This window comes from Buttiauxella sp. BIGb0471 (genome assembly GCF_024807715.1).
GTDB classification, from domain to species: domain Bacteria; phylum Pseudomonadota; class Gammaproteobacteria; order Enterobacterales; family Enterobacteriaceae; genus Buttiauxella; species Buttiauxella agrestis.
The window spans coordinates 492,032-518,793 of the sequence record NZ_JANUEU010000002.1; the positions used below are offsets into that span (position 1 = coordinate 492,032).

General features: G+C 51.4%; 31 protein-coding genes. 18 read left to right on the plus strand and 13 right to left on the minus strand.

Annotated elements, in window-relative coordinates; all coding sequences use genetic code 11:
* Positions 1-16: 16 nt before the first annotated feature.
* The gene (locus tag M2371_RS08805) at positions 17-238 is read left to right on the plus strand and encodes a YceK/YidQ family lipoprotein (RefSeq protein ID WP_172896146.1); all 222 of its coding nucleotides are present in this window, start codon (positions 17-19) and stop codon (positions 236-238) included.
* Between the two features lie 3 nt (positions 239-241).
* On the opposite strand, the gene M2371_RS08810 is transcribed toward M2371_RS08805, so the two are convergent.
* The 3 genes from M2371_RS08810 to M2371_RS08820 form a co-directional block, all read right to left on the minus strand.
* On the minus strand, positions 242-616 hold the full coding sequence (locus M2371_RS08810) for a MysB family protein (RefSeq protein ID WP_034494480.1): 375 nt from the start codon (positions 614-616) through the stop codon (positions 242-244).
* A 124-nt stretch (positions 617-740) separates the two neighbouring features.
* Positions 741-1,973, minus strand: coding sequence for a multidrug efflux MFS transporter MdtG (gene mdtG / locus M2371_RS08815; RefSeq protein ID WP_172894873.1), 1,233 nt, complete (start codon positions 1,971-1,973; stop codon positions 741-743).
* 157 nt (positions 1,974-2,130) lie between these two features.
* A complete protein-coding gene (locus M2371_RS08820; RefSeq protein WP_172894871.1) occupies positions 2,131-3,051 on the minus strand; it encodes a Kdo(2)-lipid IV(A) acyltransferase in 921 nt (306 codons plus the stop codon).
* A gap of 232 nt (positions 3,052-3,283) precedes the next feature.
* On the opposite strand from M2371_RS08820, the gene M2371_RS08825 reads away from it, so the two are divergent.
* The gene (locus tag M2371_RS08825) at positions 3,284-4,333 is read left to right on the plus strand and encodes a rhodanese-related sulfurtransferase (RefSeq protein WP_259267483.1); all 1,050 of its coding nucleotides are present in this window, start codon (positions 3,284-3,286) and stop codon (positions 4,331-4,333) included.
* Between the two features lie 38 nt (positions 4,334-4,371).
* Here M2371_RS08825 and solA read toward each other — a convergent pair whose 3' ends face one another.
* The 7 genes from solA to mdtH all read right to left on the minus strand — a co-directional run bounded on the left by solA (position 4,372) and on the right by mdtH (position 10,413).
* Complete coding sequence (solA, locus tag M2371_RS08830; protein WP_259267484.1) at positions 4,372-5,499, minus strand: N-methyl-L-tryptophan oxidase; 1,128 nt, start codon at positions 5,497-5,499, stop codon at positions 4,372-4,374.
* Between the two features lie 139 nt (positions 5,500-5,638).
* Positions 5,639-5,893: a biofilm formation regulator BssS gene (gene bssS, locus M2371_RS08835; RefSeq protein WP_034494486.1), complete on the minus strand. Its 255-nt coding sequence runs from the start codon at positions 5,891-5,893 to the stop codon at positions 5,639-5,641.
* A 356-nt stretch (positions 5,894-6,249) separates the two neighbouring features.
* Entirely contained in the window at positions 6,250-6,495 is a 246-nt protein-coding gene (gene dinI, locus M2371_RS08840) for a DNA damage-inducible protein I (protein ID WP_034494488.1), read from the minus strand.
* A gap of 76 nt (positions 6,496-6,571) precedes the next feature.
* Entirely contained in the window at positions 6,572-7,615 is a 1,044-nt protein-coding gene (gene pyrC / locus M2371_RS08845) for a dihydroorotase (protein WP_259267485.1), read from the minus strand.
* Between the two features lie 135 nt (positions 7,616-7,750).
* Positions 7,751-8,311, minus strand: coding sequence for a lipoprotein (locus tag M2371_RS08850; RefSeq protein ID WP_034494492.1), 561 nt, complete (start codon positions 8,309-8,311; stop codon positions 7,751-7,753).
* Positions 8,312-8,481: 170 nt separating this feature from the next.
* Complete coding sequence (gene grxB, locus M2371_RS08855; protein ID WP_034494493.1) at positions 8,482-9,129, minus strand: glutaredoxin 2; 648 nt, start codon at positions 9,127-9,129, stop codon at positions 8,482-8,484.
* 75 nt (positions 9,130-9,204) lie between these two features.
* Complete coding sequence (gene mdtH / locus M2371_RS08860; RefSeq protein WP_034494495.1) at positions 9,205-10,413, minus strand: multidrug efflux MFS transporter MdtH; 1,209 nt, start codon at positions 10,411-10,413, stop codon at positions 9,205-9,207.
* Positions 10,414-10,655: 242 nt separating this feature from the next.
* Between mdtH and rimJ the strand changes: the two genes are divergently transcribed.
* The 5 genes from rimJ (at position 10,656) to M2371_RS08885 (ending at position 15,041) form a co-directional block, all read left to right on the plus strand.
* The gene (gene rimJ, locus M2371_RS08865) at positions 10,656-11,240 is read left to right on the plus strand and encodes a ribosomal protein S5-alanine N-acetyltransferase (protein ID WP_115629602.1); all 585 of its coding nucleotides are present in this window, start codon (positions 10,656-10,658) and stop codon (positions 11,238-11,240) included.
* A 9-nt stretch (positions 11,241-11,249) separates the two neighbouring features.
* The gene (locus M2371_RS08870) at positions 11,250-11,900 is read left to right on the plus strand and encodes a YceH family protein (protein WP_034494500.1); all 651 of its coding nucleotides are present in this window, start codon (positions 11,250-11,252) and stop codon (positions 11,898-11,900) included.
* A 3-nt stretch (positions 11,901-11,903) separates the two neighbouring features.
* Positions 11,904-12,827: a Gfo/Idh/MocA family protein gene (locus M2371_RS08875; RefSeq protein WP_172894861.1), complete on the plus strand. Its 924-nt coding sequence runs from the start codon at positions 11,904-11,906 to the stop codon at positions 12,825-12,827.
* A 104-nt stretch (positions 12,828-12,931) separates the two neighbouring features.
* Positions 12,932-14,467: a murein biosynthesis integral membrane protein MurJ gene (gene murJ, locus M2371_RS08880; RefSeq protein ID WP_034494503.1), complete on the plus strand. Its 1,536-nt coding sequence runs from the start codon at positions 12,932-12,934 to the stop codon at positions 14,465-14,467.
* A gap of 82 nt (positions 14,468-14,549) precedes the next feature.
* Positions 14,550-15,041: a cold shock domain-containing protein gene (locus M2371_RS08885; RefSeq protein ID WP_034494504.1), complete on the plus strand. Its 492-nt coding sequence runs from the start codon at positions 14,550-14,552 to the stop codon at positions 15,039-15,041.
* A gap of 95 nt (positions 15,042-15,136) precedes the next feature.
* Here M2371_RS08885 and flgN read toward each other — a convergent pair whose 3' ends face one another.
* From flgN to flgA, 3 genes are all read right to left on the minus strand, one after another.
* The gene (flgN, locus tag M2371_RS08890; RefSeq protein WP_034494506.1) at positions 15,137-15,562 is read right to left on the minus strand and encodes a flagella biosynthesis chaperone FlgN; all 426 of its coding nucleotides are present in this window, start codon (positions 15,560-15,562) and stop codon (positions 15,137-15,139) included.
* 4 nt (positions 15,563-15,566) lie between these two features.
* Positions 15,567-15,860 carry a flagellar biosynthesis anti-sigma factor FlgM gene (flgM, locus tag M2371_RS08895; RefSeq protein ID WP_034494507.1) on the minus strand — a complete coding sequence of 98 codons (294 nt, stop codon included), beginning with the start codon at positions 15,858-15,860 and terminating at the stop codon, positions 15,567-15,569.
* Between the two features lie 119 nt (positions 15,861-15,979).
* Positions 15,980-16,639: a flagellar basal body P-ring formation chaperone FlgA gene (flgA, locus tag M2371_RS08900; RefSeq protein WP_259267486.1), complete on the minus strand. Its 660-nt coding sequence runs from the start codon at positions 16,637-16,639 to the stop codon at positions 15,980-15,982.
* A 152-nt stretch (positions 16,640-16,791) separates the two neighbouring features.
* On the opposite strand from flgA, the gene flgB reads away from it, so the two are divergent.
* The 11 genes from flgB to flgL all read left to right on the plus strand — a co-directional run bounded on the left by flgB (position 16,792) and on the right by flgL (position 26,719).
* Positions 16,792-17,208, plus strand: a complete 417-nt coding sequence (gene flgB, locus M2371_RS08905; RefSeq protein ID WP_259267487.1) for a flagellar basal body rod protein FlgB — start codon at positions 16,792-16,794, stop codon at positions 17,206-17,208.
* A gap of 3 nt (positions 17,209-17,211) precedes the next feature.
* Complete coding sequence (flgC, locus tag M2371_RS08910) at positions 17,212-17,616, plus strand: flagellar basal body rod protein FlgC (protein ID WP_034494511.1); 405 nt, start codon at positions 17,212-17,214, stop codon at positions 17,614-17,616.
* Between the two features lie 11 nt (positions 17,617-17,627).
* Positions 17,628-18,305: a flagellar hook assembly protein FlgD gene (gene flgD / locus M2371_RS08915; protein WP_172894854.1), complete on the plus strand. Its 678-nt coding sequence runs from the start codon at positions 17,628-17,630 to the stop codon at positions 18,303-18,305.
* A 27-nt stretch (positions 18,306-18,332) separates the two neighbouring features.
* Entirely contained in the window at positions 18,333-19,595 is a 1,263-nt protein-coding gene (flgE, locus tag M2371_RS08920; RefSeq protein ID WP_259267488.1) for a flagellar hook protein FlgE, read from the plus strand.
* Positions 19,596-19,614: 19 nt separating this feature from the next.
* Positions 19,615-20,370, plus strand: a complete 756-nt coding sequence (locus tag M2371_RS08925; RefSeq protein ID WP_259267489.1) for a flagellar basal body rod protein FlgF — start codon at positions 19,615-19,617, stop codon at positions 20,368-20,370.
* Between the two features lie 31 nt (positions 20,371-20,401).
* A complete protein-coding gene (gene flgG / locus M2371_RS08930; protein ID WP_034494519.1) occupies positions 20,402-21,184 on the plus strand; it encodes a flagellar basal-body rod protein FlgG in 783 nt (260 codons plus the stop codon).
* A 63-nt stretch (positions 21,185-21,247) separates the two neighbouring features.
* Positions 21,248-21,943, plus strand: a complete 696-nt coding sequence (gene flgH / locus M2371_RS08935) for a flagellar basal body L-ring protein FlgH (protein WP_172896145.1) — start codon at positions 21,248-21,250, stop codon at positions 21,941-21,943.
* Between the two features lie 11 nt (positions 21,944-21,954).
* Positions 21,955-23,049 (plus strand): flagellar basal body P-ring protein FlgI, encoded by a 1,095-nt coding sequence (locus M2371_RS08940; RefSeq protein WP_172894851.1) that lies wholly within the window; start codon positions 21,955-21,957, stop codon positions 23,047-23,049.
* Positions 23,049-23,990 carry a flagellar assembly peptidoglycan hydrolase FlgJ gene (flgJ, locus tag M2371_RS08945; RefSeq protein ID WP_034494523.1) on the plus strand — a complete coding sequence of 314 codons (942 nt, stop codon included), beginning with the start codon at positions 23,049-23,051 and terminating at the stop codon, positions 23,988-23,990. Before M2371_RS08940 ends, flgJ begins: the two co-directional genes overlap by 1 nt.
* 85 nt (positions 23,991-24,075) lie before the next feature.
* Positions 24,076-25,740, plus strand: coding sequence for a flagellar hook-associated protein FlgK (flgK, locus tag M2371_RS08950; RefSeq protein ID WP_259267490.1), 1,665 nt, complete (start codon positions 24,076-24,078; stop codon positions 25,738-25,740).
* A gap of 16 nt (positions 25,741-25,756) precedes the next feature.
* Positions 25,757-26,719: a flagellar hook-associated protein FlgL gene (flgL, locus tag M2371_RS08955; RefSeq protein WP_172894848.1), complete on the plus strand. Its 963-nt coding sequence runs from the start codon at positions 25,757-25,759 to the stop codon at positions 26,717-26,719.
* The last annotated feature ends 43 nt before the right edge of the window (positions 26,720-26,762 follow it).

Genomic DNA, 26,762 nt, shown 5'->3' on the forward strand with positions numbered 1-26,762 from the left:
AGACAATTTGTTAAGAATGATGGTTGTGATAGCGATGGCGTGCGTGCTGAGCGGGTGTGGCAGTATTATCAGCCGTGCTGTTCCGGGGCAGGGACATGGTAATCAGTATTACCCCGGTGTGCAGTGGGATGTGCGTGACAGCGCATGGCGCTATATTACCGTGCTCGATTTACCGTTTTCTTTGGTATTCGATACGCTATTATTGCCCATTGATGCCAGCCACGGGCCTTACGAATAGGTGTTATCTTTCATCCCATTCATCAGCCGCAGTCTGCCCTTCCTCGGTATCCAGAGGCGGCTCAAGTTGAAATTCACCTTCATCCCATTCATGTAGCGTATTTTCTTCAATCCATTCCTGACGTAACTCGATTTCATCGTAGTCACCGTCGAAGACACTTTGCGCAGCCTCACCGCTGACCATCGGCAAACATTCCCCATCCTCGCTGTCATCAGCGAAGAACTCGGCCTGCCACATAATATCGCCGTCCTGAAGAATGTATTTCTGAATGTTCAGCTGCGAAACGCTGGCACTCTCTTCATCAAGTTCAGGGTTGTCTACAAGGAAAAGCTCTCGTGCGGCATCAATCGCCTCTTCTAGCGTCGCATACAGACTCATACTCATCTCCTTTTGTTACAGGTCAGGGAGCGCGCTACAGCGCATTTTCAAGTTAATTGTTGACGCTGTTTGCAAAGTTGCAAGTATGAGATTTAATCCTCGTCGTACTTCGAGGATTAGAGGATTAATCTTCCAAAATACGGGCGCGATCGGTCGGGCGGCGCAGGCTAATCCATGAGTAAAGCGCATTGAAGAGGACGACGCAGGCGGTGACTAAAAACACCGTGCGGAAGCCGTAGCTGGCTGAAACAGCTGCCCCGATTAACGGCCCGGTGACGTTGCCAATATCGCGGAAGGACTGGTTGTAGCTAAAGATACGCCCGGCAATTTGGTTGCTGGAGTTGTAAATAAGCAGGGTTTGAACGGCAGGAAGCAGTGCGCCATCAGCCGCACCGAGCAGGAAACGCAATATGCCCAATTGCAAAGGCGTTTGTACCATCGACATTGGGATCAGCAGCAGCACTGAAATCACCAGCGCACAAATTAAAATTCTCTCCGGGCCAATTCTGTCACCCAGTTTCCCCAGTCGCGGTGCGCTAATCAATGCTGCAACCCCCGGCACCGAGGCAATCATGCCGCTGATAAAGGCCAGGTTGCTGACATTCCCCGCCAGCTCACGCACATATAGCGTCAGAATTGGCGCAATCGAACCGGTCGCTACCTGAATAATCATCGTGGTAACAAACAGACTCAGCACCAGTTTTGGGTTTTTCAGCGAGGTGAGCACCTGGCGTGCGTGCAGCATGTCTTTCTTGTGAACTGGAGTAAATTGCTCACGAATACAAAAAAGTGTGAAAACGAAGCAGGTAAATAGCACGGCTGCCGTAATGAAAAATACCGGACGAAGACCGTAGGTATCCGCCAGAAAACCGCCGATCATTGGCCCGAGTAATGCACCGCTTACTCCACCCGTTGAAAGTGTGCCGAGCGCCCAACCGCTTTTATGACGGGGGACCTGGGTAGCAATCAGCGCGTTCGCATTAGGCACAAATCCACCTAACAAACCGAGCAAGGCGCGCAGAGCTAAAAATTGCCAGATATTGCTCGCAAAGCCCATTAACACCATCACGATAGACATACCCAATGCGGAACGCAGCAGCATTATTTTGCGCCCTTTGCGGTCGGCAAGCCCTCCCCAAAACGGTGACGCTATCGCAGAGAACAGAAAGGTAATGCTGAAAACGATGCCCGACCACATATTCAGGGCGCTGTGGCCTGTCACACCGAGGTGTTCGACATACAAGGGAAGAAAAGGCATAACCAGGCTGAATGCGACGCCGGTCAGAAAACACCCAAGCCATGCGACGGTAAGATTTCGTTTCCAGTTGATAGTGCTAGTGCTCTCGGGGAGAGTCATAAAACTCCAGTTCGATGCAAAGAAGATGTGCTGAGGAATTATTACCTTGCTAATTATGCGCCTGTAAGCGGCAGGGAGGCAACGTTTCTGAAACCGTATTTTAGAACGAATTAGGGCGACCTGGCGTCGCCCTATGACTTAATCGAATAGAGAGAGGTTAGTAGCGCGCAGGCACACCCTCAGGGCGTGTTTTGAAGCGGCGGTGTAGCCACATATATTGCTCAGGGGCCATCATGATGCATTGCTCGATGATTTTGTTCATCCAGATTGCCGTGCCTTCCGGGGTTTCCAGCGGCGGGGAAAACTCTGCGGGGAGAATAATTAGCTCATACCCTTTGCCGTCCGGTTTGCGGCGTGGAACCATAGGGACAATCGCGGCACCTGACATACGTGCAAGAGTGTATGTCCCCATGGTGGTTGCCGCCTCATCGACGCCAAAGAACGGGACGAAAACACTGCCGCGCGGGCCGTAGTCGTGATCTGGCGCGTACCAGATGATTTCGCCCTGTTTGAGCGCACGAATCATCCCTTTAAGGTCTTTGCGGTCAATCATGCTTTTGTTTGAGCGCATCCGGCCCCAGGTTTGTAGCCAGTCAAGAAGGGGGTTGTCATTGGGGCGGTATACACCGATGCCCGGCGTATTCATACCAAACATTCGCGCACCAAGTTCAAGCGTCAGGAAATGAATACCGATGAGCAGTACGCCGCGTTTGGCCTTTTGCACCGCATGGATTTGATCTACGCCGCTGACGTCGCACCAGCGCTGAATACGCCAGGTTGGCCAGAACCAGGCAATGCCGGTTTCCATCAGGCCAAGACCCACAGACTCAAAGTTTTTATCCAGATAGACCTCGCGCTCTTCCGCCGTTTTATTTGGGAAGGCGAGTTCAAGATTGCGACGGGTAATTCTGACGCGGCGTTTCATAAAACGCCTGGCGAGTTTGCCGAGGCCACGCCCAAGTCGGTAAATCACTGGGTAGGGGAGCAGGGTAATTAAATAAAGTAAGCCAATCCCAAACCAGATTCCCCAGTACCGGGGATGAAGTAAAGCGCGCGAGAATTGCGGTAAGTTCGTCATGTAAAACCTATAGTGACGGCAAATGCCGGATCTTCTTGAGTAAGTCTATTGTGACATTAAATATGAGGCAGCCAAAATTAACAGTAGCAGAGTGTTTGATATTCCACCGTTTGTTGTTTCGGTTGCAGATAAATGAGGAAAATGTAGCGCAAAATACAGGGATGTAAATTAACGTTAATTGCTTTATGATGCAGCCCACTTTTTTCCTGTCAACGATTGCCGAGCGAACACCATGCCAGTGTTACACAACCGCATATCGAATGATGAATTGCGCGTGCGCATGTTGGCTGAAACCGAGCCACGCACCACAATCTCATTCTATAAATATTTCACTATCGAAGAGCCGCAAGCTACGCGCGACGCACTTTACCAGGCGTTTACTGCGCTGAATGTTTTTGGCCGCGTGTATCTCGCACATGAAGGGATCAATGCGCAAATTAGCGTTCCGCAAAGTCGGGTCGATGCCTTCCGCGAAACACTTTACGGATTCCATCCTGTGCTCAATGGCGTGCGTCTGAATATCGCCCTTGAAGACGATGGAAAATCATTTTGGGTACTGCGCATGAAAGTGCGTGACCGTATCGTTGCCGATGGCATTGAAGACCCGTCATTTGATGCCAGCAATGTCGGCGCTTATCTGAAAGCCGCGGATGTTAACGCGATGCTCGACGACCCGGATGCTGTGTTTATCGACATGCGTAACCATTACGAATATGAAGTGGGCCATTTCCAGGATGCTATGGAGATTCCTGCGGACACGTTTCGTGAACAGTTACCGAAAGCGGTCGATATGTTGCAGGACGACAAAGACAAAAAAATCGTCATGTATTGCACCGGTGGGATTCGTTGTGAAAAAGCCAGCGCCTGGATGCTGCATAACGGCTTCAAAAATGTTTATCACATTGAAGGTGGGATTATCGAATATGCGCGCCGAGCGCGTGAGCAAGGTATCCCGGTGCGTTTTGTCGGCAAAAACTTTGTCTTCGACGAGCGTATGGGCGAGCGCATTTCTGATGATGTGATTGCCCACTGCCATCAGTGTGGGACAGCTTGCGATAGCCACACCAACTGCAAAAACGACGGCTGCCATCTGCTGTTTATTCAGTGCCCAGCTTGTGCTGAGAAGTTTGCTGGCTGCTGTAGTGACATTTGCCGCGAAGAGCTGGCGCTTACGCCAGAGGAACAACGTCGCCGACGCGCAGGCCGTGAGAATGGCAATAAGATTTTCAATAAATCCCGAGGGGTTTTGAACACCACATTAGGGATCCCGGATCCTGAGTGATCTGTGTGGGTGGATACAAACGTATCCACCCATGTTGCTTATTTCAATGAATTAAAGCGTGAAAGGGAAAACGGCTTCAGATCGAAGCTCGACGTGTTGCCCAGCGCAAACTGACAGGCGATTTCCCCCAGTACCGAAGCGAATTTAAAACCATGCCCGCTTAAGCCCGAGATGATCATCGTGTTGTCATGATCCGGAAGGGTATCAATAATAAAATCTTCATCCGGCGACATATCATATGTGCAGGCCGCGCCATGCATACAAACCCCGACGCCTGGCATTATCTGGCGTAAGAAGTTAAACACTTCGCTACCGTCAGTGGCAACGGCGCCAAATGGTTTGCGTTGCTGTGGCTCGCTAATAATCTGCCCGCCATCATGTTTGCCCAGTTTGAGTTCGTTATCCTCACCTGCCGGGAACCCGTAATACTGGCTGCCATCAGGCAATTGGGCGGTAAATGCGGGGAAGTTATTGCTTTCGCTATAGCGTCCATCAGCCTGGTGCCAGCTAAAGATTTTACGCACTGGCGTCACCGGCAATTCAGGCAGCAATTTTGTGACCCAGGTTCCGGCACTGACCAACAGTTTATCAGCGGTAAACTCACCTTCTGGCGTCTGAACCACGACTCTTTCAGCAGTATGGCGAATGTCCGTCACCGGGCAGTTAAATAGTTGTGCGCAACCGCCCTGATTTGCCAGACGGATATAGGTTTTCACCGCCAGCTCGCTACGCAATACGCCAGAATCTGGCTCAAACAGGCCAAGATACTGTTCCGGGACCGTGATTTGCGGCCAGCGCGTCATCACTTCCTGGGCTGTGAGCGTCTCAAGCGGCAATGACCAGTTTTGCGCGCTGCTTTGTACCGTGGAGATAAACGCTGAATCTTTTGGCCCGAGATTAATCACGCCCGTGCGATGGAACACTTTCTCACCGCTGATCTCCTGCAACGCATCCCAAAGCTTTTGTGCACGTAACACCAGCGGGACATATTTTTCCCCTTCACCATAAGCGTGGCGCATCAGACGTGTATCGCCATGATGGCTACCTTGCTGGTGGGGAGGATGGTGGCTATCAATCATTAACACGTTTAAACCGGAGTGAGTGGCATAGCACCCGGCGGCTGCGCCGACAGAACCACTACCGACAATGATAAGGTCATAATGCATGGTGCTTTTTCTTCCCTCTGGCAAAAATTAAATTATACAGCAGAGTAATTAATTCCTCGCGGGCTGACAATTAAGCGAGGCCTGAATAATAAAAAAGGCACCTCAACGGTGCCTTGCGTTATTTGGGTAGCATCGGCAATCAATGCTTACGATAATCGTTTACCTGGTAATCACTAGATTCAATCTTAGCAATGCCGGCTTCTAAAATAGAAATAAATTGCCGGGCAACATCCGTGGTCAGCCATAAAGTTTGACCGATTTCAGTTTCGTCGTTCTTTTGCGTATTCGAGGTCAGGTAGTGCAGGCGAAGCATCAGCGCGTCATAGCTATCTACGGTGCTGATGTCCCATCCGACTAAGGGATGGGTCTGGATAACATCACTATTTTTTTCCATCATAACCCCTTTTATACGTGTGTTTAAGACAACGGTTCGCGAGGTTTAATGCTTGTTTAATGTGAAGCCAGTTAAGTATATCAATGATTAAGCTAATTCGACGGAGAAATAAATACCCTGCAACACAATTTTTACATAAAAGCGTGTATTTGGACGATTTTTAAGCAGAAGGATGTTTGTTGATATCAGTGAAATCTGAGTTGTGATCGGGAATGGGAAATATTTAAAGAGTGAAATTTAAACAATAAAAAAACCGGATGGCGACACCCGGCATAAAAAATAACGAGGGAAAATTATTTTGGTGATGGTATGAAAGCAGCGGTACAACATTGAATTTGCCACTTCCAGGATGGTTTTTAATCCGCAGCAAACCAGTCGTCAGCGCTTTCCCAGGTCTCTTGCAATATTTCGCTAATACGATCGCGAGTTTCTTTGCTGGCCCCTAACACTGAAAGGTTGTTAGCAGCGGCATAACGCACCTGAACATGGCTTTCGTCTTCAGGATAATACTGGGTAATACGGCGTGAGAGTTCATTGGCAAGCGCATCAACAGCGCCTGGCGGCAGAGATGTAGTTTTGGCAATAGTGACTTCAATACGCATAATAGCCCTCTGTGCAATATACTGGATATTTATACAGTTATATTCTCAGGTATGCAACAGGGGGCATTAAATTTTATTATTTTACTGACCAGTTGACTTGTTCGCCGGCAAGGAAAGGTACGATGCTATCGTCAGAAGTCTCAATGATTTCTGGCATTTGTACCGGAGTACGCACCAGTTCGATGGTTTCTTCGTTAACCGGTAAACCGTAGAAACGTGGGCCATTCAGTGACGTAAACGCTTCGAAATGCTGCATTGCATTCATTTCTTCGAAGACGGTCGCATAAGCGCCCAGTGCCGAAGGAGCGTTAAAGCAGCCTGCACAACCACAACTCGCTTCTTTACGGTGACGTGCGTGTGGGGCCGAATCCGTGCCAAGGAACACGCGGTCGCATCCGCTGGCAACCAGCTCACGTAACGCTTCCTGATGAACGCTGCGCTTCAAAATCGGCAGGCAGTACAGGTGAGGGCGCACGCCGCCAACCAGCATATGGTTGCGGTTAAACATCAGGTGTTGTGGTGTGATGGTCGCGCCCAACAAGGAGTTTCCTTCCTTCACATACTGCGCAGCGTCTTTGGTGGTGATGTGTTCAAACACCACTTTCAGTTCTGGCAGTTGCTTACGCAGTGGTTCCATCACAGTTTCGATAAAGCGTGCTTCACGGTCGAAAATATCGATGTCTGCATGAGTCACTTCGCCGTGAATAAGCAAAGGCATGCCGATTTTTTGCATACGCTCAAGCACCGGTAAAATCGCGGCGGTGCTGGTCACGCCGTGGCTTGAGTTGGTTGTTGCGTTGGCAGGATAGAGTTTTGCGGCAGTAAACACGCCTTCGTTGAATCCGCGCTCAACTTCGTTCGGGTCAAGGGAGTCAGTCAGGTAGCAGGTCATAAACGGCTCAAAATTATGCCCTTGAGGCACCGCATCCAGAATGCGTTGACGATAAGCAATGGCGGCTTCAACCGTTGTCACAGGCGGCGCCAGATTTGGCATGACAATCGCGCGACCATAAATTTCGCTGGTATAAGGCACCACCGTTTTTAACATCTCACCATCACGAAGGTGAACATGCCAGTCGTCTGGGCGGCGAATTTTTAATACCTGAGGTAATACGGTCATGAAAGTGCTCCGGCGTAGGAAGGAAATAACGATGATTTATGCCGGGCACAAAGGATAAGCGCAAACGTTTCGCTTTGCACCCATTTCGTTGAGATTTTCACGGGGGAGAAGCTGTTCTCCCCGCAGGAAAGCCGATTACTCAGTGAAAGGAATCACAATCTCGCCAGGTTTAACTTCAATCCCTTTAGCGTATTTCTTAGCCAGTTTTTCGCCTGTGCTGTTGTCTTCACTCAAAATATAAGCGGGCTGCTGGTTAAAGTAATTCCGTAACGACTGATTCAGATAGGGAATCAGGGTTTGAACAATCGTCTTCATTTTTTCTGGCTCGACGGTGGCGTCTACCACTTCCATTTCCTGCAAATAAATAGCGCCTTGCTCTTTATTGAAGGTGGGTAAAGCTTTTAATTTCAGCTTGATATTGGCTTTTTGGTTACCGAAAAGCGACGTCATATCCAGATTAGCATCGCCCGTCAGCGTGATTTTGTTCGGCTCTTCACGGCCAATCGCACTGGCTAAATTGGTTAAAACAATATGAGCATCGGCAACACCTGGCAGGCCAATGTCTTTAGAAAAATTATTACGTTTATGCAGCGCCTGGTTGATTTCCTGCTCGCTGACGGTGTATTGCGTTAGCTGGTTACAACCCACCACTAATCCGCTCAGCATCAATGCTGCGGCTAACACTATCTTTTTCATGGAGTTCCTTAACATGCTGCTTTGATCACAGATCCTGACATAAAGCATGATGTTCTACCAGCGCAGGCAGTGCTACAGGAAAAGGCTTAATTTTTTATTCAGCACAATGCGTTTATGAACCAGAAGATGAAGGCGGGTGGAATCACCCGCCGTAAAACCATGAACAATCTTTAAATGGCGTGGGATGACAGCAGATTGATTTGCGTCTGTTTGGCCATATTATCGCGATAGGCAGCAACCCGGCTTGGCCACTCAATTCCGGCAACCAGCGTCAGATTACGCAGCAGCGGGAACAGATGAATATCATCTTCTGACAGCTCGCCGTTAACGGCATTGGGTTGCACAATAAGTTTATCGAGCTTGCGCAAATCATCGCTGATTTTCTTGATAAGACCCGGTGAGTGCGTCAGAAGATCGGCAAAGGAACCGATCATCGCCTCTTTCTTTTTGGTGAAATAAGCACGCGCTTCAGGTGTGGCAAATTCATCGAATGGCGCTTTCGCAATGCGGGGTATCGTCAGTTGCTGAACATAGCTCTGCACATGGCGCAGCCACTCGGAAATAGCGGCGTTAGTGCTGCCAGTAATTAACGGTTCGCCATCGAGTTTATCGACGTAATGCACGATATCCATGCTTTCGGGTAGATAGCGGCTATCGTCTTTTTGCAGGATTGGCGCCATTTTCTTGCCAATCATTTTTGTCGGGGTAGCTTCGTCGTCGTTTAACAAGACTTTTAGCTCGATGGGGATATTCTTTAAGCCAAAAATCATGCGTGCTTTAAGGCAGAAAGGGCAGTGATCGTAAATATAAAGCTTCACGTTACTCCTCCATATCAATCGTCAGGAAAAATCCGTCAATTTTTGAGTATGGAGGAGAATACCAGGGGCTGCAAACTAGTTGCCCGGTTCAAGCATCGAGGGTTCAACAGGTTTCGTGCTGAACTGCCACCACAACGCGAAAAGCGTAATGATGCCAATAATCCCCAGCATCACCCACGGAAGCTCCGGCTGATTAATGCTTTTCCCTGCGTCATAAAGCCACCCACCGCCCGCGTAACCAAATGCGCCACCGATCGCCAGGCCCAGCCGACTAAACCCCATATAGCTGCCGCGAGCGCGTGAATCGGCGAGCGATGCGCTCAACGTTTCGCGAGCCGGTTCGGCAATAATGGAGCCAATGTAAAACACACAAATCAGGGTAAACAGCTGCTGAAGGTTGCTGCTTAAACCCATCGGCAACATCGCCAGCGACATCAGCAACAAACCGGCCATCAAACGCTGCTCAAGACGAAAGCGTTTTTCGCTCCAGCGAGCAATCGGGTACAGCAGCGTTAACGAGAGCGCCGCTTCAATGGCGTACATCCATTTCACTGCGGCAGGCGTCCCGGCAATTTCGTTGACCATAATCGGCAGCATCAACATTACCTGCACCGCTAACATGTAATAACCGGCCAGCGTCAGAACATAAGTGATGAAACGTTTGTCACGCAGTACACGCCCCATGCCTTCGAGCATTGGTGTGCGAATAGTGGAAAGTTTATAAGCAGGCAGCAGCCAGGCATTGACGCCTGCGCAAATGACAAACATCACGGCGCCTACAGCACACACCAGACGGAAATCATATTGCAGCAACCAGCTTCCAAGCAGGGCGCCAATCACCGCCCCGGCGCTGTCTTGCATCATCAATATTGAGAAGAAACGGCCACGCTGATGTGGGCGCACCAGTTTTACCACCAGCGCTGCACGTGGAGGGTCAAACAACGTCCCGCCAATGGCGGAGATAAAGCACGACAGCCACAACACCCACGGCTCCTGCGCGATACCCATCAGCGCAAACCCGACGGCGCGCAGCAACATTCCGGTGACGATCATTGGCTTGGCGCCAAGTTTATCGGCGATAGCCCCACCAAATATTCCCAGCCCTTGTTGTGTTAATTGGCGCAGGCCGAGCGCAATGCCAACCATTAATGCAGCCCAACCCATTTGGTCAACAAAGCGAATGGAAATAAGAGGGAAAACCACGAAGAAGCCTAATACCACTAGCATATTATCGAGCAATAAGAAGTATTTACCCAGGCTCCTGGCCTGCGCGACCCGCGCCATCTCCCCTCCAGGGAACTTTAAAAGTGTGACAAACTTCTATTCTCTACTGCTCTCAGGGTTTTTGACAGGTAGCCACGTGACAATATTTTTTTATCAATCTGGCGCTTTGATTGAACTCATTAATCGAAAAAAGTATGACCTGATGAAAAATCTGCATGTTGTTGTTTTCCTTCCGTCGCCAGGCGCAGGTATAGTAATTAAGTTGCCTAAGAAAAATGTGGGATGTGAGGAGTAGGGTGAACATGTTTGGCTACCGCAGTAACCTGCCGAAAGTACGCTTAACAACCGACCGCCTGGTGGTGCGTCTGGTGTATGAGCGCGATGCCTGGCGTCTGGCTGATTATTACGCTGAAAACCGCCAGTTCCTGAAACCGTGGGAGCCGATTCGTGACGACAGTCATTGCTATCCTTCCGGTTGGCAGGCGCGGTTGGGCATGATTGGTGAGATGCACAAGACGGGCAGCGCTTATTACTTTGCGCTGCTTGATCCAGAAGAAAAGGAAATACGTGGCGTTGCCAATTTCTCCAACGTGGTGCGTGGCTCTTTTCATGCTTGTTATCTCGGCTATTCGCTGGGCGAGAAATGGCAGGGACAGGGCATGATGTTTGAAGCGTTGACTACAGCAATACGTTATATGCAACGCAGCCAGCATATTCACCGCATCATGGCGAACTATATGCCGCACAACCAGCGCAGCGGCGACCTCCTTGCCCGCCTCGGTTTTGAAAAAGAAGGCTATGCCAAAGAGTATTTACTGATTGATGGAGTCTGGCGCGACCATGTGTTGACTGCATTGACTACCAAAGAATGGACCCCTGGCCGTTAAGGACGAGAAATGAAATATCAGTTAACTGCGGTTGAAGCGCGAGTTGTGGGTAGCCTGATGGAAAAGCAGGTGACCACTCCCGAACAATATCCGATGTCGGTGAACGGCGTGGTGACGGCATGTAACCAGAAAACCAACCGCGAACCCGTTATGGAATTAAAAGAACATGACGTTCAGGACACGCTGGATTCGCTGGTAAAACGCCACTTTCTGCGCACCCTCAGCGGGTTTGGCAACCGTGTCACCAAATACGAGCAACGTTTCTGCAATTCTGAATTTGGCAATCTTAAACTCTCAGCTGCTGAAGTTGCCGTTGTGACCACTTTGCTGCTGCGCGGGGCGCAAACGCCAGGTGAATTACGCACACGCGCCGCCAGAATGTTTGAATTTGCCGATATGGCACAGGTTGAAGCGACGCTCGAAAATCTTGCTAATCGCGAAGATGGTCCGTTTGTGGTGCGTTTGCCGCGCGAACCTGGCAAGCGTGAAAGTCGCTATATGCATCTTTTCAGTGGCGAGGTTGACGCCTCTGAACTGGCTGCGTCCCAAAGTCCTGCGCTGCCTACAGAAGATTTAACGGCCCGCGTCGAACAACTTGAAAGTGAAGTTGCCGAGCTTAAGCAACGCCTGGATTCACTGCTCGCACATCTTGGGGATTAATGAATGACAAAACTTCGCGTCGGCGTGGTCGGCTTGGGCGGAATTGCGCAAAAAGCGTGGCTGCCGGTATTAACTCAAGCGGGTGACTGGATATTTCAGGGGGCGTTTTCTCCAACCCAGGCGAAAGCGCAAAAGGTTTGCGATGCGTATCGTATTCCCTATGTTTCCTCTATTTCAGAGCTGGCCGCGCAGTGTGACGCGGTGTTCGTTCACAGCGCTACCAGCAGCCATTTCGCGGTCGTCAGCGAACTATTGCAGGCAGGCGTTAACGTTTGTGTCGATAAGCCTCTGGCTGAAAATCTTGCTGATGCTGAACGCCTGGTAGAAATGGCGCATCGCCAGAAGCGCACATTAATGGTCGGTTTTAACCGCCGTTTCTCTCCGTTGTATCAGGATCTGAAAGCGAAACTGGCGACTGGCGCGTCGTTGCGAATGGACAAACACCGTGCAGATAGCGTCGGGCCAAACGATCTGCGTTTCACGCTGCTGGATGATTACCTGCACGTCGTTGATACGGCCTTGTGGCTCGGTGGGCGTGAAGCACAACTGCAAAGCGGCACCTTGCAGACCAACGATCAGGGGCAAATGCTGTTTGCTGAACATCACTTTGCCAGCGGTAATCTGCAAATCACTACCAGTATGCATCGCCGGGCGGGAAGTCAGCGCGAGTGGGTCCAGGCGGTGACTGACGGTGGTTTATATGATGTGACCGATATGCGCGAATGGCGTGAAGAGTGCGGTAGTGGCGTGGTGCATCGCCCAATCCCTGGCTGGCAAACCACTCTTGAGCAGCGAGGATTTGTCGGTTGCGCGCATCATTTCCTTGAAAGTGTGGCAAATCAGACGGTTCCTGAAACTGCAGGCGAGCAAGCGTTGATGGCGCAGCGCGTGGTCGAGAAACTGTGGCGTGATGCGATGAGCGAATAACACGAGTGCTATTTAAATAGAGTATCGGTAGACTACGCGCCTACGAAATGTCCCTTAACAACGCCTGCCCAGCAGGCGTTGATGTTTGTGGAACCATATAATAAATGAATCTTTTAAAATCGCTGGCAGCCGTCAGCTCGATGACGATGTTTTCTCGCGTGCTCGGATTTGCACGTGACGCCATTGTGGCAAGGGTTTTTGGAGCAGGAATGGCGACGGATGCCTTTTTTGTCGCGTTTAAATTACCAAATTTACTGCGCCGTATTTTTGCGGAAGGCGCTTTTTCGCAAGCCTTTGTCCCGATTCTGGCTGAGTACAAAAGCAAACAGGGCGAAGATGCCACTCGCGTGTTTGTCTCGTATGTTTCCGGTTTACTGACCCTGGCGCTGGCCGTCGTGACGGTTATCGGGATGATTGCCGCGCCGTGGGTAATTCTGGTAACGGCGCCCGGTTTTGCCGACACTGCCGACAAATTTGCGCTGACCTCCAGCCTGTTGCGTATTACGTTCCCGTATATCTTCCTGATTTCGCTGGCGTCTTTATGTGGTGCGATTCTTAATACCTGGAACCGTTTCTCGGTGCCTGCATTTGCGCCAACTTTCTTAAATCTCAGCATGATTGGTTTTGCGCTGTTTGCTGCGCCGCATTTTAACCCGCCGATTCTGGCGCTGGCCTGGGCGGTAACCGTTGGCGGTGTCTTGCAACTGGCGTATCAGTTACCGCATCTGAAAAAGATTGGCATGCTGGTTTTACCGCGTGTGAATCTGAAAGATGCCGGCGCGATGCGCGTCATTAAGCAGATGGGACCGGCCATTCTTGGGGTTTCCGTTAGCCAGATTTCATTGATCATCAACACCATTTTTGCCTCGTTCCTCGCGTCCGGTTCCGTTTCCTGGATGTACTACGCAGACCGCTTGATGGAGTTTCCTTCCGGCGTACTGGGTGTGGCGTTAGGGACTATCTTGCTGCCGTCTCTGGCGAGAAGTTTTGCCAGCGGCAATCACGACGAATACTCGCGCCTGATGGACTGGGGGCTGCGTTTATGTTTCCTGCTGGCGCTACCCAGTGCCGTTGCGCTGGGTATTCTGGCAAAACCGCTGACTGTTTCTCTGTTCCAGTACGGTAAATTCACTGCTTTCGATGCGGCCATGACGCAACGTGCGCTGGTGGCGTACTCCGTCGGGTTGATGGGGCTGATTGTGGTGAAAGTGCTGGCACCCGGTTTTTACTCGCGGCAGGACATCAAAACGCCGGTCAAAATTGCCATCGTGACGCTTATCATGACCCAGGTGATGAACCTGGCGTTTATCGGCCCGCTCAAGCACGCCGGGCTGTCGCTGTCGATTGGTCTCGGGGCTTGCCTGAATGCCAGCCTGCTATACTGGCAACTGCGTAAACGCGATATTTTCCACCCACAACCGGGTTGGAGTGGCTTCTTGTGGCGTCTGTTTGCCGGTGTGATTGTCATGGCTGCGGTGTTATTTGGCGTGATGCACATTATGCCTGCGTGGGATATTGGCACTATGCCGTACCGTTTATTGCGTCTGATGGCTGTGGTTGTCGCGGGTATTGCGGCGTATTTTGCCACGCTCACGGTGTTAGGATTCCGCGTGAAAGATTTTGCGCGACGGACCCTGTAGTAAACGGACTTTGTAGCCAATGCATTGTGCATTAAACTGCGCGCTGCAAAATTTGACATATTGAACGATTAATTAGGCGGTAATAGCGATGCACGGAACAATCACAACCTGGTTTGAAGACAAAGGTTTCGGTTTTATCAAAGATGAAAATGGCGACAACCGTTATTTTCATGTGATTAAGGTCGCCAATCCAGATCTGATTAAGAAAGATGCTTCGGTGACTTTCGAGCCAACGACCAACAATAAAGGTTTGTCGGCGTATGCGGTAAAAGTAGAACCTGATAGCAAATACATCTATATCGCGGGCGAGCGCATCAAAATCACTGCGATCAAATCTTTCCTGGTCTATAGCGAAGAAGTCCCAGCCGAAACCAAGATTGATAAAGAGAATGCGGTGTTGTCTGTTGGCGCGCTGATGAACAGCATTCGTCCGAAAGCTGACCCGAAACCGGGTGAAATGCGCACGCTGAAAAAACTGGCTGTCACCACGTTCCAGGGTTCGACGTTGATTTTCTCGGAAGATGAAATTGATGTTGAAGCGACGATGAAGATTTTGAAGGCGCTGCCTCGCTAAATTTGCTGGAAGGCGCTTGCGCTTATCCGACCTTACGATGCAAAAGTTCATCGTAGGTCGGATAAGCGTAAGCGCCATCCGACAGCAAATTAAGACTAAATCGTTATTTTTTTATTCCCGCCACGACTCACCGTCGTCGCCTGCCCGTCAGCACCGTAAAGATTCGGTTCCTGATGCGGCTTGAGCACTGCCAGCGCTTCTTCATTGCGCGCCAGCTGATCTTCTAATAGCCAACCATTGTGCTGATTGATATCACGTAAATGTTGCGTTTTTTGCGTAATCGTCTGCCAACGCTGGCTGATATCCGTGCTGCTTGTGTTATGTGCATTTTGTTCGGCACGGCGAAGCTGCTCGAGATAATCAAGCGTTGCCAGCAACGAGCTTTTATCTTCGGTAATGCGCTGTAATGCACTGCCATTTACATGGCCTGCGGATAATTGTTGCTGCTCGGCGTCCATCACCTCTTTGAGAGAGTTGAGCACCACAGTCATTTGATCCATCACTTCTAACAGACGATTCATGCAATTATTTACTCAATATATAGCTCTGAGCTTCCTGGATGAGTGCATCGGCGATTTTGCCGGTATCCATTTTTAGCTCACCATTGCGGATAGCAGTTTTGAGTGCTTCAACGCGTTCCATATTGATATCACCGCTGCCCGGCTGAACTAACTTCGCCTGCGCATCGCTGAGTGTCACATTGGTGCTGTTTGGGGTCGTGCTCTTTTCCAGACGGCTCTTTTGGACCGGAGCTTCTGACGTTTCACGCGGTTGTACGGTGCTTACCGGTTTCAAAGGAGATGTGCGATCAATACTCATTATTCTATCCTCATCGAGGTGGCCCACTGCACGAGAGCCTGCCAATATCTATCATCTGTTAACACACTATCGGCAGTCGCCGCAGATTCTTTATAGCCTTCTTAATCGCCCGTTGAATATTACAAGTTAATCAGAATATTCCCATCAATGTCGACTGTCCCGCTCACAATCTGACCCGAATCCATTCGTACTCGCGCATTCTGCGCCACCGCCGCATTATTCAGCGCTTTGCCTTCGCTATTCACGCTAAAACCTTCACCTGCTGCGACGACTTGTACTCGCTGTCCGGCTTTCACACGCCAGGACTGGCGTACCATGGACAACATAATGGGCTGATTGGGTGCGATATCACGCAGCGTTACTGCACTGCTGGCCTGGTTGATATCCAGCATTGCACGCGGAGGCAATTGGTCTAAACGCCCACGCTTGAGCTGCACCTGACTTTCGTTGATCACCGTGCCACGCGGCAGTGCAAGCGCTGCCACCACGTAATTCCCGGTAGCCTGAACTTCTGCCTGAATATAGCGCTTCTCGTTACCGCATCGTGCCAGAACGCTGACATTGCCCCATAAACGACCATTGCCCGGCATCGAAAAATCGGGAAGTGGGCAGGGAGGCAATTGTGCATCCGGCGTTTTTACAATCACCGACACTTCATCGCTTATACCCACCAGACGTTGCTGGAAAAACTGGGTCAATGGTGCGTCCAGAATACTGGCAAAAGCCTGCGGGCAGGCCAGTAAAAGGGCAATTGTGCTCCAGGTTTTTAGTCCAGCCATCTCGCTTCTCCTTGTTCAGGTTGCAGTGATTTTAACCGCACACCGAATTGATCAAGGCGACAAATAGCGACGCATTTTGTGTCTATTCCAACGATAACGCACGCGTAAGGGGATTTAAGCTGTCGGACAAATCCTAATTATGCGGAGGGAACATGCTAGACAAACTGGATGCCTCACTGCGATTTCAGCAAGAAGCGATTAATTTGCGTGCCCAGCGTCAGGAAATTCTGGCCGCAAATATCGCCAATGCGGATACCCCGGGCTATCAGGCTCGCGATATTGATTTTGCCAGTGAAATGAAAAAAGTGATGGACAGAGGCCGGGCTGAAGGCAGCGGTGTTGCGCTCGCGCTCACCTCCGCACGCCATATTCCGGCGGCGACACAAACCACTCCTTCGCTTGATCTCCTCTACCGCGTTCCTGACCAGCCATCTATGGATGGCAACACCGTCGATATGGACCGCGAACGTACGCAATTTGCCGATAACAGCCTGAAATATCAATCCGATCTCACGGTCCTCGGCGGCCAAATCAAGGGCATGATGTCTGTGCTGCAACAGGGTGGCTAATAGATGGCATTACTGAATATTTTTGATATTGCCGGTTCGGCAATGACGGCGCAGTCCAAGCGGATGAACGTGGCGGCGAGTAACCTGGCTAACGCAGATAGCGCCACTGGCCCGGACGGCCAACCTTATCGCGCTAAGCAGGTTATTTTCCAGGTTGATGCCGCTCCGGGTGCTGAAACGGGTGGCGTAAAGGTGACGGGTATTCAAGAAAGCCAGGAGCCGGACAAACTGGTGTTCCAGCCGGGGAACCCGCTGGCTGACGCCAAAGGTTATGTGCGGATGCCAAACGTGGACGTCGTGGGCGAGATGGTCAACAGCATGTCGGCGTCACGCAGCTACCAGGCCAACGTTGAAGTGCTCAACACCGTGAAAAGCATGATGTTGAAAACCCTGACTTTGGGTCAGTAAAGGAGTAACTGATGGGCATCGCCGTTAATATGAACGACACCACGACCAGTGGTGTTAATACTTTATCGGGTAATAGCAGCATTACCGGGAACAATGCTGCCGATCTACAGAGTAGCTTTTTGACGCTGCTCGTTGCGCAGCTGAAAAACCAGGACCCGACCAACCCTCTGCAAAACAACGAACTGACCACCCAACTGGCGCAAATCAGCACCGTGAGCGGCATTGAAAAACTCAATACCACGCTCGGTTCTGTGTCTGGTCAGTTGACCAACAACCAGTCTGTGCAGGCCAGCGCCTTGATTGGCCATGGCGTGATGATCCCCGGCAGCAAAATTCTGGCGGGCAGTGAAGCGACCACGCCGTTCGGTGTTGAGTTACAACAGGGGGCGGATAAAGTCACCGCAACCATCACCGATAACACCGGCAAGGTGTTGCGTACGCTCGATATTGGTGCGCTTAGTGCAGGCGTTCATACCTTCACGTGGGATGGCACCGCTACCGATGGGACGACAGTGCCGGACGGCGCTTATAACGTTGCCATCAATGCCAGTAATGGCGGGACACAACTGGTTGCTCAACCGCTGAATTTTGCGTTGGTCAACGGTGTCACGCTCAGTAACGGCAAGACCTTGCTCGACCTCGGTACTTACGGCACCTCAACCCTCGACGATATCAGGCAGATTATCTAAGCCTCCAACCCTTTGCAGGAGTAAAACATGGGCTTTTCTCAAGCGGTCAGCGGCCTGAATGCTGCGGCCACCAACCTGGATGTGATTGGTAACAACATTGCCAACTCCGCCACCTACGGTTTTAAGTCCGGCAGCGTTTCGTTTGCCGATATGTTCGCAGGCTCGAAAGTGGGTCTGGGCGTGAAAGTTGCGGGTATCACCCAGGACTTTAACGACGGTACCACCACCAATACCGGGCGCGGCCTAGATGTGGCTATCAGCCAGAATGGTTTCTTCCGCCTGGTCGATACCAATGGTTCTGTTTATTACAGCCGTAACGGCCAGTTCAAACTGGATGAAAACCGTAATCTGGTGAACATGCAGGGCATGCAGTTGACGGGTTACCCGGCAACCGGCACGCCGCCGACCATTCAGGAAGGGGCAAACCCGGTGGGGCTTTCTGTTCCTAATACCCTGATGGCCGCGAAACTGACATCGCAAGCGTCGATGCAAATCAACCTGAACTCCTCAGACAAACTGCCTGACGTGAGTCCTTTTGATGCCACAAACTCAGCAACGTATAACAAAAAAGGCTCGATCACCGTTTTTGACTCATTGGGTAACACCCATGACATGAACGTGTTCTACGTGAAAACCGCCGACAACAAATGGGATATGTACACCCAGGACAGCAGCGTGGCAGGCTCCAAAGCTGTGCGTGCAGGAACCATCAACTTCAATGCTAACGGCACGATTAATGATGTTTCCGTTGCCAACGCGACTAACCCAAATGACAAAACGCTCGATACCACCAGTACCACGCCGCAGTTCAACATCCAGACAGGCGCACTGAATGGCGCACCGGCAGTGAACTTCAACTTCAGCCTGCTGAACTCCATGCAGCAAAACACCGGTTCTAACAATATTGTTGCCGCGAATCAAAATGGCTATAAGCCAGGCGACCTGGTTAGCTACCAGATCAACGAAGACGGCAGCATTGTGGGCAATTACTCCAACGAGCAAACCCAGCTGTTAGGCCAGATTGTTTTGTCTAACTTTGCAAACCCGGAAGGCCTGTCTTCTGAAGGCAACAACGTGTGGTCTGCGTCTAATGCTTCAGGTGTTGCCCTGTTGGGTACCGCGGGTTCTGGCAACTTCGGCACGCTGACCAACGGTGCGCTGGAGTCTTCGAACGTCGATCTGAGTAAAGAACTGGTCAACATGATTGTCGCGCAGCGTAACTATCAGTCCAACGCACAGACCATCAAAACCCAGGACCAGATCCTCAACACCCTGGTTAACCTGCGCTAATCACTGACGGGATAGCTTAATGGATCACGCAATTTATACCGCCATGGGCGCGGCCAGTCAGACGCTGAGCCAACAAGCGGTGACGGCCAGCAACCTGGCAAACGCTTCAACGCCGGGCTTTCGCGCACAGCTTACCGCTTTGCGTGCAGTTCCGGTGGAAGGGCTATCTTTGCCGACGCGCACCCTGGTGACTGCTTCAACGCCAGGCGTGGATATGTCGCAAGGTCAGCTTGATTACACCCAACGCCCACTGGATGTTGCGCTGCAACAAGACGGTTGGCTGGCGGTACAAAGTGCTGATGGTACTGAAGCTTATACCCGCAACGGCAATATGCAGGTGAGTCCTGCCGGGCAACTGACCATCGGCGGGCAACCGGTGATGGGCGAAGGCGGCCCGATTGCCGTACCTCAGGGTTCAGAGCTGACTATCGCGGCGGATGGCACCATTTCTGCTCTTAACGCAGGTGACCAGCCCAATACCGTCGCACCGATTGGCCGTCTGAAACTGGTGAAAGCCACCGGGCTGGAAGTGGTGCGCGGTGATGACGGGTTTTTCCGACCGAGTGCCGCCGCTCAGGCCACGCGTGGCGCGACGTTGCAAGCTGACGCATCCATCACATTGATGCCTGGCGTGCTGGAAGGCAGCAACGTTAAGCCGGTAGAAGCCATGGCTGACATGATTTCCAATGCTCGTCGTTTTGAGATGCAGATGAAAATTATTTCAAGCGTGGATGAAAACGAGCAGCGAGCGAATCAGCTGTTGTCGATGACATGATAATCAGCCGCGAAACTAACAGGAATTCAAAATGATCAGTTCTTTATGGATCGCAAAAACTGGCCTTGATGCCCAGCAAACCAACATGGATGTGATTGCCAACAACCTGGCAAACGTCTCCACCAATGGTTTTAAGCGTCAACGTGCGGTGTTTGAAGATCTTCTTTATCAAACCATTCGCCAGCCTGGTGCGCAATCGTCCGAACAGACGACGCTGCCATCCGGTTTGCAGATTGGTACCGGTGTGCGCCCCGTAGCCACCGAGCGTTTGCACAGCCAGGGCAACCTGTCGCAAACCAATAACAGCAAAGATGTGGCGATTAAAGGCCAGGGGTTCTTCCAGGTTCAGCTTCCGGATGGCACCAGTGCCTATACGCGCGATGGCTCTTTCCAGGTGGATCAAAACGGCCAGTTAGTCACCGCGGGTGGTTTCCAGGTTCAGCCTGCAATAACCATTCCGGCGAATGCCCTGACGATAACCATTGGACGTGATGGCATTGTGAGTGTGACCCAGCAGGGGCAAGCGCAGCCGGTGCAGGTGGGGCAGCTTAATTTGACCACCTTTATGAACGATACCGGCCTGGAAAGCCTGGGCGAAAACCTGTACGCCGAAACCCAGTCTTCCGGTACGCCGAACGAAAGCACGCCTGGCCTTAACGGCGCGGGCTTGCTGTATCAGGGGTATGTTGAAACCTCTAACGTGAACGTTGCAGAAGAACTGGTGAATATGATCCAGGTTCAGCGCGCTTACGAAATCAACTCTAAAGCCGTTTCTACAACCGATCAGATGCTGCAAAAATTGACGCAACTGTAAGGCGTTTGCCGGTGCGTTTTGCGCACCGGCTGTCTTTATCTGAATGACCTGAAGATGAAAGCAATGCAAAACCCAATGGTTCTTCGTCCTGTCGTGATGTGTCTGGTGCTCGCTACAAGTGGCTGTGCGCTGATACCAACTAAACCGCTGGTGGAAGGTGCGACGACCGCCCAGCCAGTGCCTGGCCCTGCACCGTTAATTAATGGTTCTATTTTCCAGACGGCGCAACCGGTGAACTATGGGTATCAACCGCTGTTTGAAGACCGCCGCCCACGTAACGTTGGTGACACGTTGACCATTGTGCTCCAGGAAAATGTCAACGCCAGTAAGAGTTCTTCGGCAAATGCCAGCCGCGATGGCAAAACAAACTTTGGATTTGATGTCACGCCGCGCTATCTCGAAGGCCTGTTCGGTAACAACCGGGCGAACGTCGATGCCGGTGGCGGCAACAGCTTTAACGGTAAAGGTGGGGCGAACGCCAGTAACACCTTTAGCGGAACGTTGACCGTGACGGTGGATCAGGTGCTGGCGAACGGCAACCTGCACGTCGTGGGTGAAAAACAGATTGCCATTAACCAGGGCACCGAATTTATTCGTTTCTCCGGCGTGGTGAATCCTCGCACCATCAGTGGCACCAACACCGTGTCATCAACCCAGGTGGCGGATGCGCGTATCGAGTATGTCGGCAACGGCTACATCAACGAAGCGCAAAACATGGGCTGGTTGCAACGCTTCTTCCTTAATTTATCGCCGATGTAAGCGAGGAACACATGACCAAATATTTATTCGGATTGCTGATGCTGGTGGCGACACTGGCACAGGCCGATCGTATCCGCGACCTGACGACGGTTCAGGGCGTGCGTGAAAACTCCCTGATTGGCTATGGTCTTGTCGTCGGCCTTGATGGAACGGGCGATCAGACGACCCAGACGCCTTTCACCACTCAGACGTTAAACAACATGCTTTCGCAGCTGGGGATCACCGTTCCGGCGGGCACCAACATGCAGCTTAAGAACGTTGCGGCGGTCATGGTCACGGCGAAGTACCCGGCGTTTGCACGCTCAGGGCAGAATATCGACGTAGTGGTTTCTTCGATGGGTAACGCCAAAAGTCTGCGTGGCGGCACATTGTTAATGACGCCGTTAAAAGGTGTTGATAACCAGGTTTATGCCCTGGCACAGGGGAATATTTTAGTAGGCGGCGCTGGGGCCTCTGCGGGTGGCAGCAGCGTTCAGGTGAACCAACTTAACGGCGGGCGCATCACCAACGGCGCGGTTATTGAGCGTGAATTACCGGGCACCTTTGGCTCCGGTAATATCATCAGCCTGCAACTGAACAATGACGATTTCACTCTGGCGCAGCAAATCACGGACACCATCAACCGCTCGCGTGGCTATGGCAGTGCGTCGGCGCTTGACGCTCGCACCATTCAAATTCGCGTGCCAACCGGTAACAGTTCGCAGGTGCGGCTGCTGGCAGATATTCAGAATCTCGAAGTCAACATGCCTGCTCAGGATGCAAAAGTGATTATCAACTCACGCACCGGTTCGGTGGTGATGAACCAGGAAGTGACGCTCGATACATGCGCCGTGGCGCAGGGGAACTTGTCAGTTACGGTGAATCGCCAGGCACAAGTAAGCCAACCGGATACGCCATTTGGTGGCGGCCAAACGGTGGTCACGCCGCAAACGCAAATCGACCTGCGTCAGAATGGCGGGGCGCTGCAACGGGTTAACGCCAGCGCAAACCTGAATAACGTTGTTCGGGCATTGAACACGCTGGGCGCATCGCCAATGGAATTGATGTCGATTCTTCAATCTATGCAAACCGCGGGTTGCCTGCGTGCCAAAGTGGAAATCATCTGATGCTTAACGATACCCAGTCACTGGCGAATGCGGCATGGGATGCTAATTCTCTTAACGAGTTGAAAGCGAAAACCGGGCAAGATCCTAAAGGCAATATGAAATCCGTTGCCCGCCAGGTGGAAGGGATGTTCGTGCAGATGATGCTGAAAAGCATGCGTGAAGCGCTGCCAAAAGATGGCTTATTTAGCAGCGAGCAGACACGGATGTACACCAGCATCTATGACCAGCAAATCGCGCAACAGCTCAGTGCCAAAGGCCTTGGGCTGGCCGATATGATGGTTGAGCAAATGGGCGGTAATGCTGATCCGCAGGAAGATGCAGGCAAAGTGCCGATGAAGTTTGATATGCAAACTGTCACCAGCTTCCAGAACCAGGCGTTAACGCAAATGGTACGCCAGGCCATCCCGAAAGCGCCGTCTAACGAAGAGCCGCTAACAGGGGATAGCAAAGACTTCCTGGCGCAGCTTTCATTACCGGCACGCCTGGCCAGTGAGCAAAGCGGTATTCCGCACCACCTGATTCTGGCGCAGGCTGCGCTGGAGTCAGGCTGGGGGCAGCGTCAAATCCTGACGGAAAAAGGCGAGCCGAGCTTTAACCTGTTTGGCGTGAAAGCCAGCAGCAACTGGAAAGGGCCGGTGACTGAGATCACCACCACCGAGTATGAAAACGGTGAGGCGAAAAAGGTAAAGGCCAAATTCCGCGTTTACAGCTCTTATCTGGAAGCGCTTTCTGATTACGTCGGCTTGCTGACACGCAACCCACGCTACGCCGCCGTGACCAATGCCAACAGCGCAGAGCAGGGCGCTCAAGCCTTGCAGAATGCGGGTTACGCTACGGATCCAAACTATGCTCGCAAATTGACGGGCATGATTCAGCAGATGAAAGCGATGGGTGAGAAGGTCGCAAAAGCGTACAGCAATGACTTATCCAATTTGTTCTAAATAGCCTTCATTAAACCCTCAAGTGTCGCCAGCAACTGCCGATACTAACTGACAGGAATCGTGATAAACGCGTTAAGGAAATTTCATGTCCAGTAGCCTGATTAACAGTGCCATGAGTGGGCTGGGTGCAGCCCAGGCGGCACTGAATACCGTCAGTAATAACATTTCTAACTATAACGTCACAGGCTATACCCGCCAGACGACCGTGTTGTCGCAGTCGCAAAGTACGTTGGGCGCAGGTGGCTGGATTGGTAATGGCGTGCAAGTCAGCGGTGTGCAACGTGAATATGATGCGTTCATCACTAACCAACTGCGTGCGGCGCAAACCCAAAGCAGTGGTCTGAATACTCAGTACCAGCAAATGTCGAAAATCGACAATATTTTGTCTGGCACCACCAATACGCTGGCGACCACCATGCAGAGTTTCTTCACCGGCTTGCAAACGCTGGTCAGTAACTCAGAAGATCCGGCGGCACGTCAGGCATTGATTGGCAACGCCAATGGCCTGGTAAACCAATTTAAGGTGACGGACCAGTATCTGCGCGATCAGGATAAGCAGGTGAATACCGCTATCCAGAGCAGCGTGGAACAAATCAACAACTACGCCAGCCAGATTGCGAATCTGAATAACCAGATTTCGCGCTTAACCGGCGTGGGTGCGGGTGCCACACCAAACGACTTGCTTGATCAACGTGATCAGTTGGTGAGCGAGCTGAACCAGATTGTTGGCGTAGAAGTCAGCGTTCAGGATGGCGGCACTTATAACGTATCTATCGCCAACGGCTTGTCTCTGGTTCAGGGTGATAAAACCAATAAGCTGGCGGCGGTGTCATCCAGCGCTGATCCTTCGCGCATTACGGTTGCTTATGTTGATTCCGTTTCGGGCACGACAGAAATCCCAGAGAATCAGCTGAAAAACGGCACGCTGGGCGGCATGTTAACCTTCCGCTCGCAAGATTTGGACGGCGCTCGTAACCGCCTTGGGCAGCTGGCGCTGGCGTTTTCTGATGCTATTAACCAGCAGCACGGTAAGGGTTTTGATGCTAATGGTGATAAAGGCGAAGATTTCTTTAACATCGGCGGCCCGTCGGTATTAAGCAACGCCAACAACCCGACGAAGACCGAGTTAACGACGACAGTTTCTGATAGCAGCAAAGTGCAGGCCAGCGACTACAAAGTGGTTTTCGATGGCACAGACTGGCAGGTGACGCGCTTATCCGATAACGCGAAGATCGATCCAAACCCAACCAAAGATGCCAACGGTAAAGTGACCGGGCTGGCATTTGATGGTTTGGATATCGCGGTCAAAGGTGCTCCTCAACCAGCGAAGAATGACTCCTTTATCGTGAAGCCCGTTTCTAATGTGGTGGTGAATATGGATGTCGCGATTTCTGACGAAAGCAAACTGGCGCTAGCCGGTGCAGACGATGCAGGTGAAAGCGACAACCGTAACGCCCAGGCTCTGCTGGATTTGCAAAAAACTAAAGTCGTGGGCGGTAATAAATCGTTTAACGATGCCTATGCAGGTCTGGTCAGCGATGTGGGTAACAAAACCAGCACGCTGAAAGTCACCAGCACGACGCAAAATAACGTGGTCACGCAGCTAAGTAATCAACAGCAGTCCATCTCTGGCGTCAACCTTGACGAAGAGTACGGCAACTTACAGCGTTTCCAACAATATTACCTGGCGAATGCCCAGGTGCTTCAGACGGCATCAACTCTGTTTGATGCGTTACTGTCCATCCGTTAATTAAGGAATCTGGCGTATGCGTATCAGTACCGCAATGATGTACCAGCAGAATATGCGAGGCGTGACCAACTCACAAAGTGAATGGTTGCGTTATGGCGAGCAGATGTCGACCGGTAAACGTGTGACTAAGCCGTCTGACGATCCGATTGCTGCTTCGCAAGCCGTGGTGCTGTCTCAGGCTCAGGCACAAAATAGCCAGTATGCTTTGGCGCGTACTTTTGCCACGCAGAAAGTCTCACTGGAAGAAAACGTGCTGGGGCAGGTGACAACAGCGATTCAGTCAGCGCAGGAAAAAATCGTTTATGCCAATAACGGCACATTAAGCGATGATGACCGTGCGTCTCTGGCGACCGATCTGGAAGGTATCCGCAACCAAATAATGAACCTGGCCAACAGCACTGATGGCAACGGGCGCTATATTTTTGCCGGTTACAAAACCGAAGCCGCACCGTTTAGCGGTACAGCCGGAAGCGTCACTTATAAAGGTGGCGATACGCCTGTATCTCAAAGTGTTGATGCGGCGCGTACCATGACTATCGGCCATACCGGCACGCAAATATTCAACTCCATCACCAGCAATGCGGTGCCAGAGCCTGGGAATGGCACTTCGGAAACCAACTTGTTCAACATGCTGGACTCCGCCATTAAAACCCTGAGAACACCAACCGAAGGCTTAGATGATGCAGGCAAAGCAGATTTAACTGCCGCAATCGATAAAACCAGCCGTGGGTTGAAAAACTCCCTGAACAATGTGCTGACGGTTCGTGCAGAATTGGGTACGCAATTGAGTGAACTGGATAAACTGGATGAGCTAGGCAGTGACCGCGCTTTGGGTCAGGCGCAGCAAATGAGCGACCTGGTTGATGTGGACTGGAACTCAGCGATTTCTTCTTATGTGATGCAGCAGGCAGCGCTTCAGGCGTCTTACAAAGCCTTTAGTGATATGCAGGGTATGTCGCTGTTCCAACTAAATAAATAATTTTACCTTTTGGGCGTGCTTTGAAACTGAGTACGCTTTATAT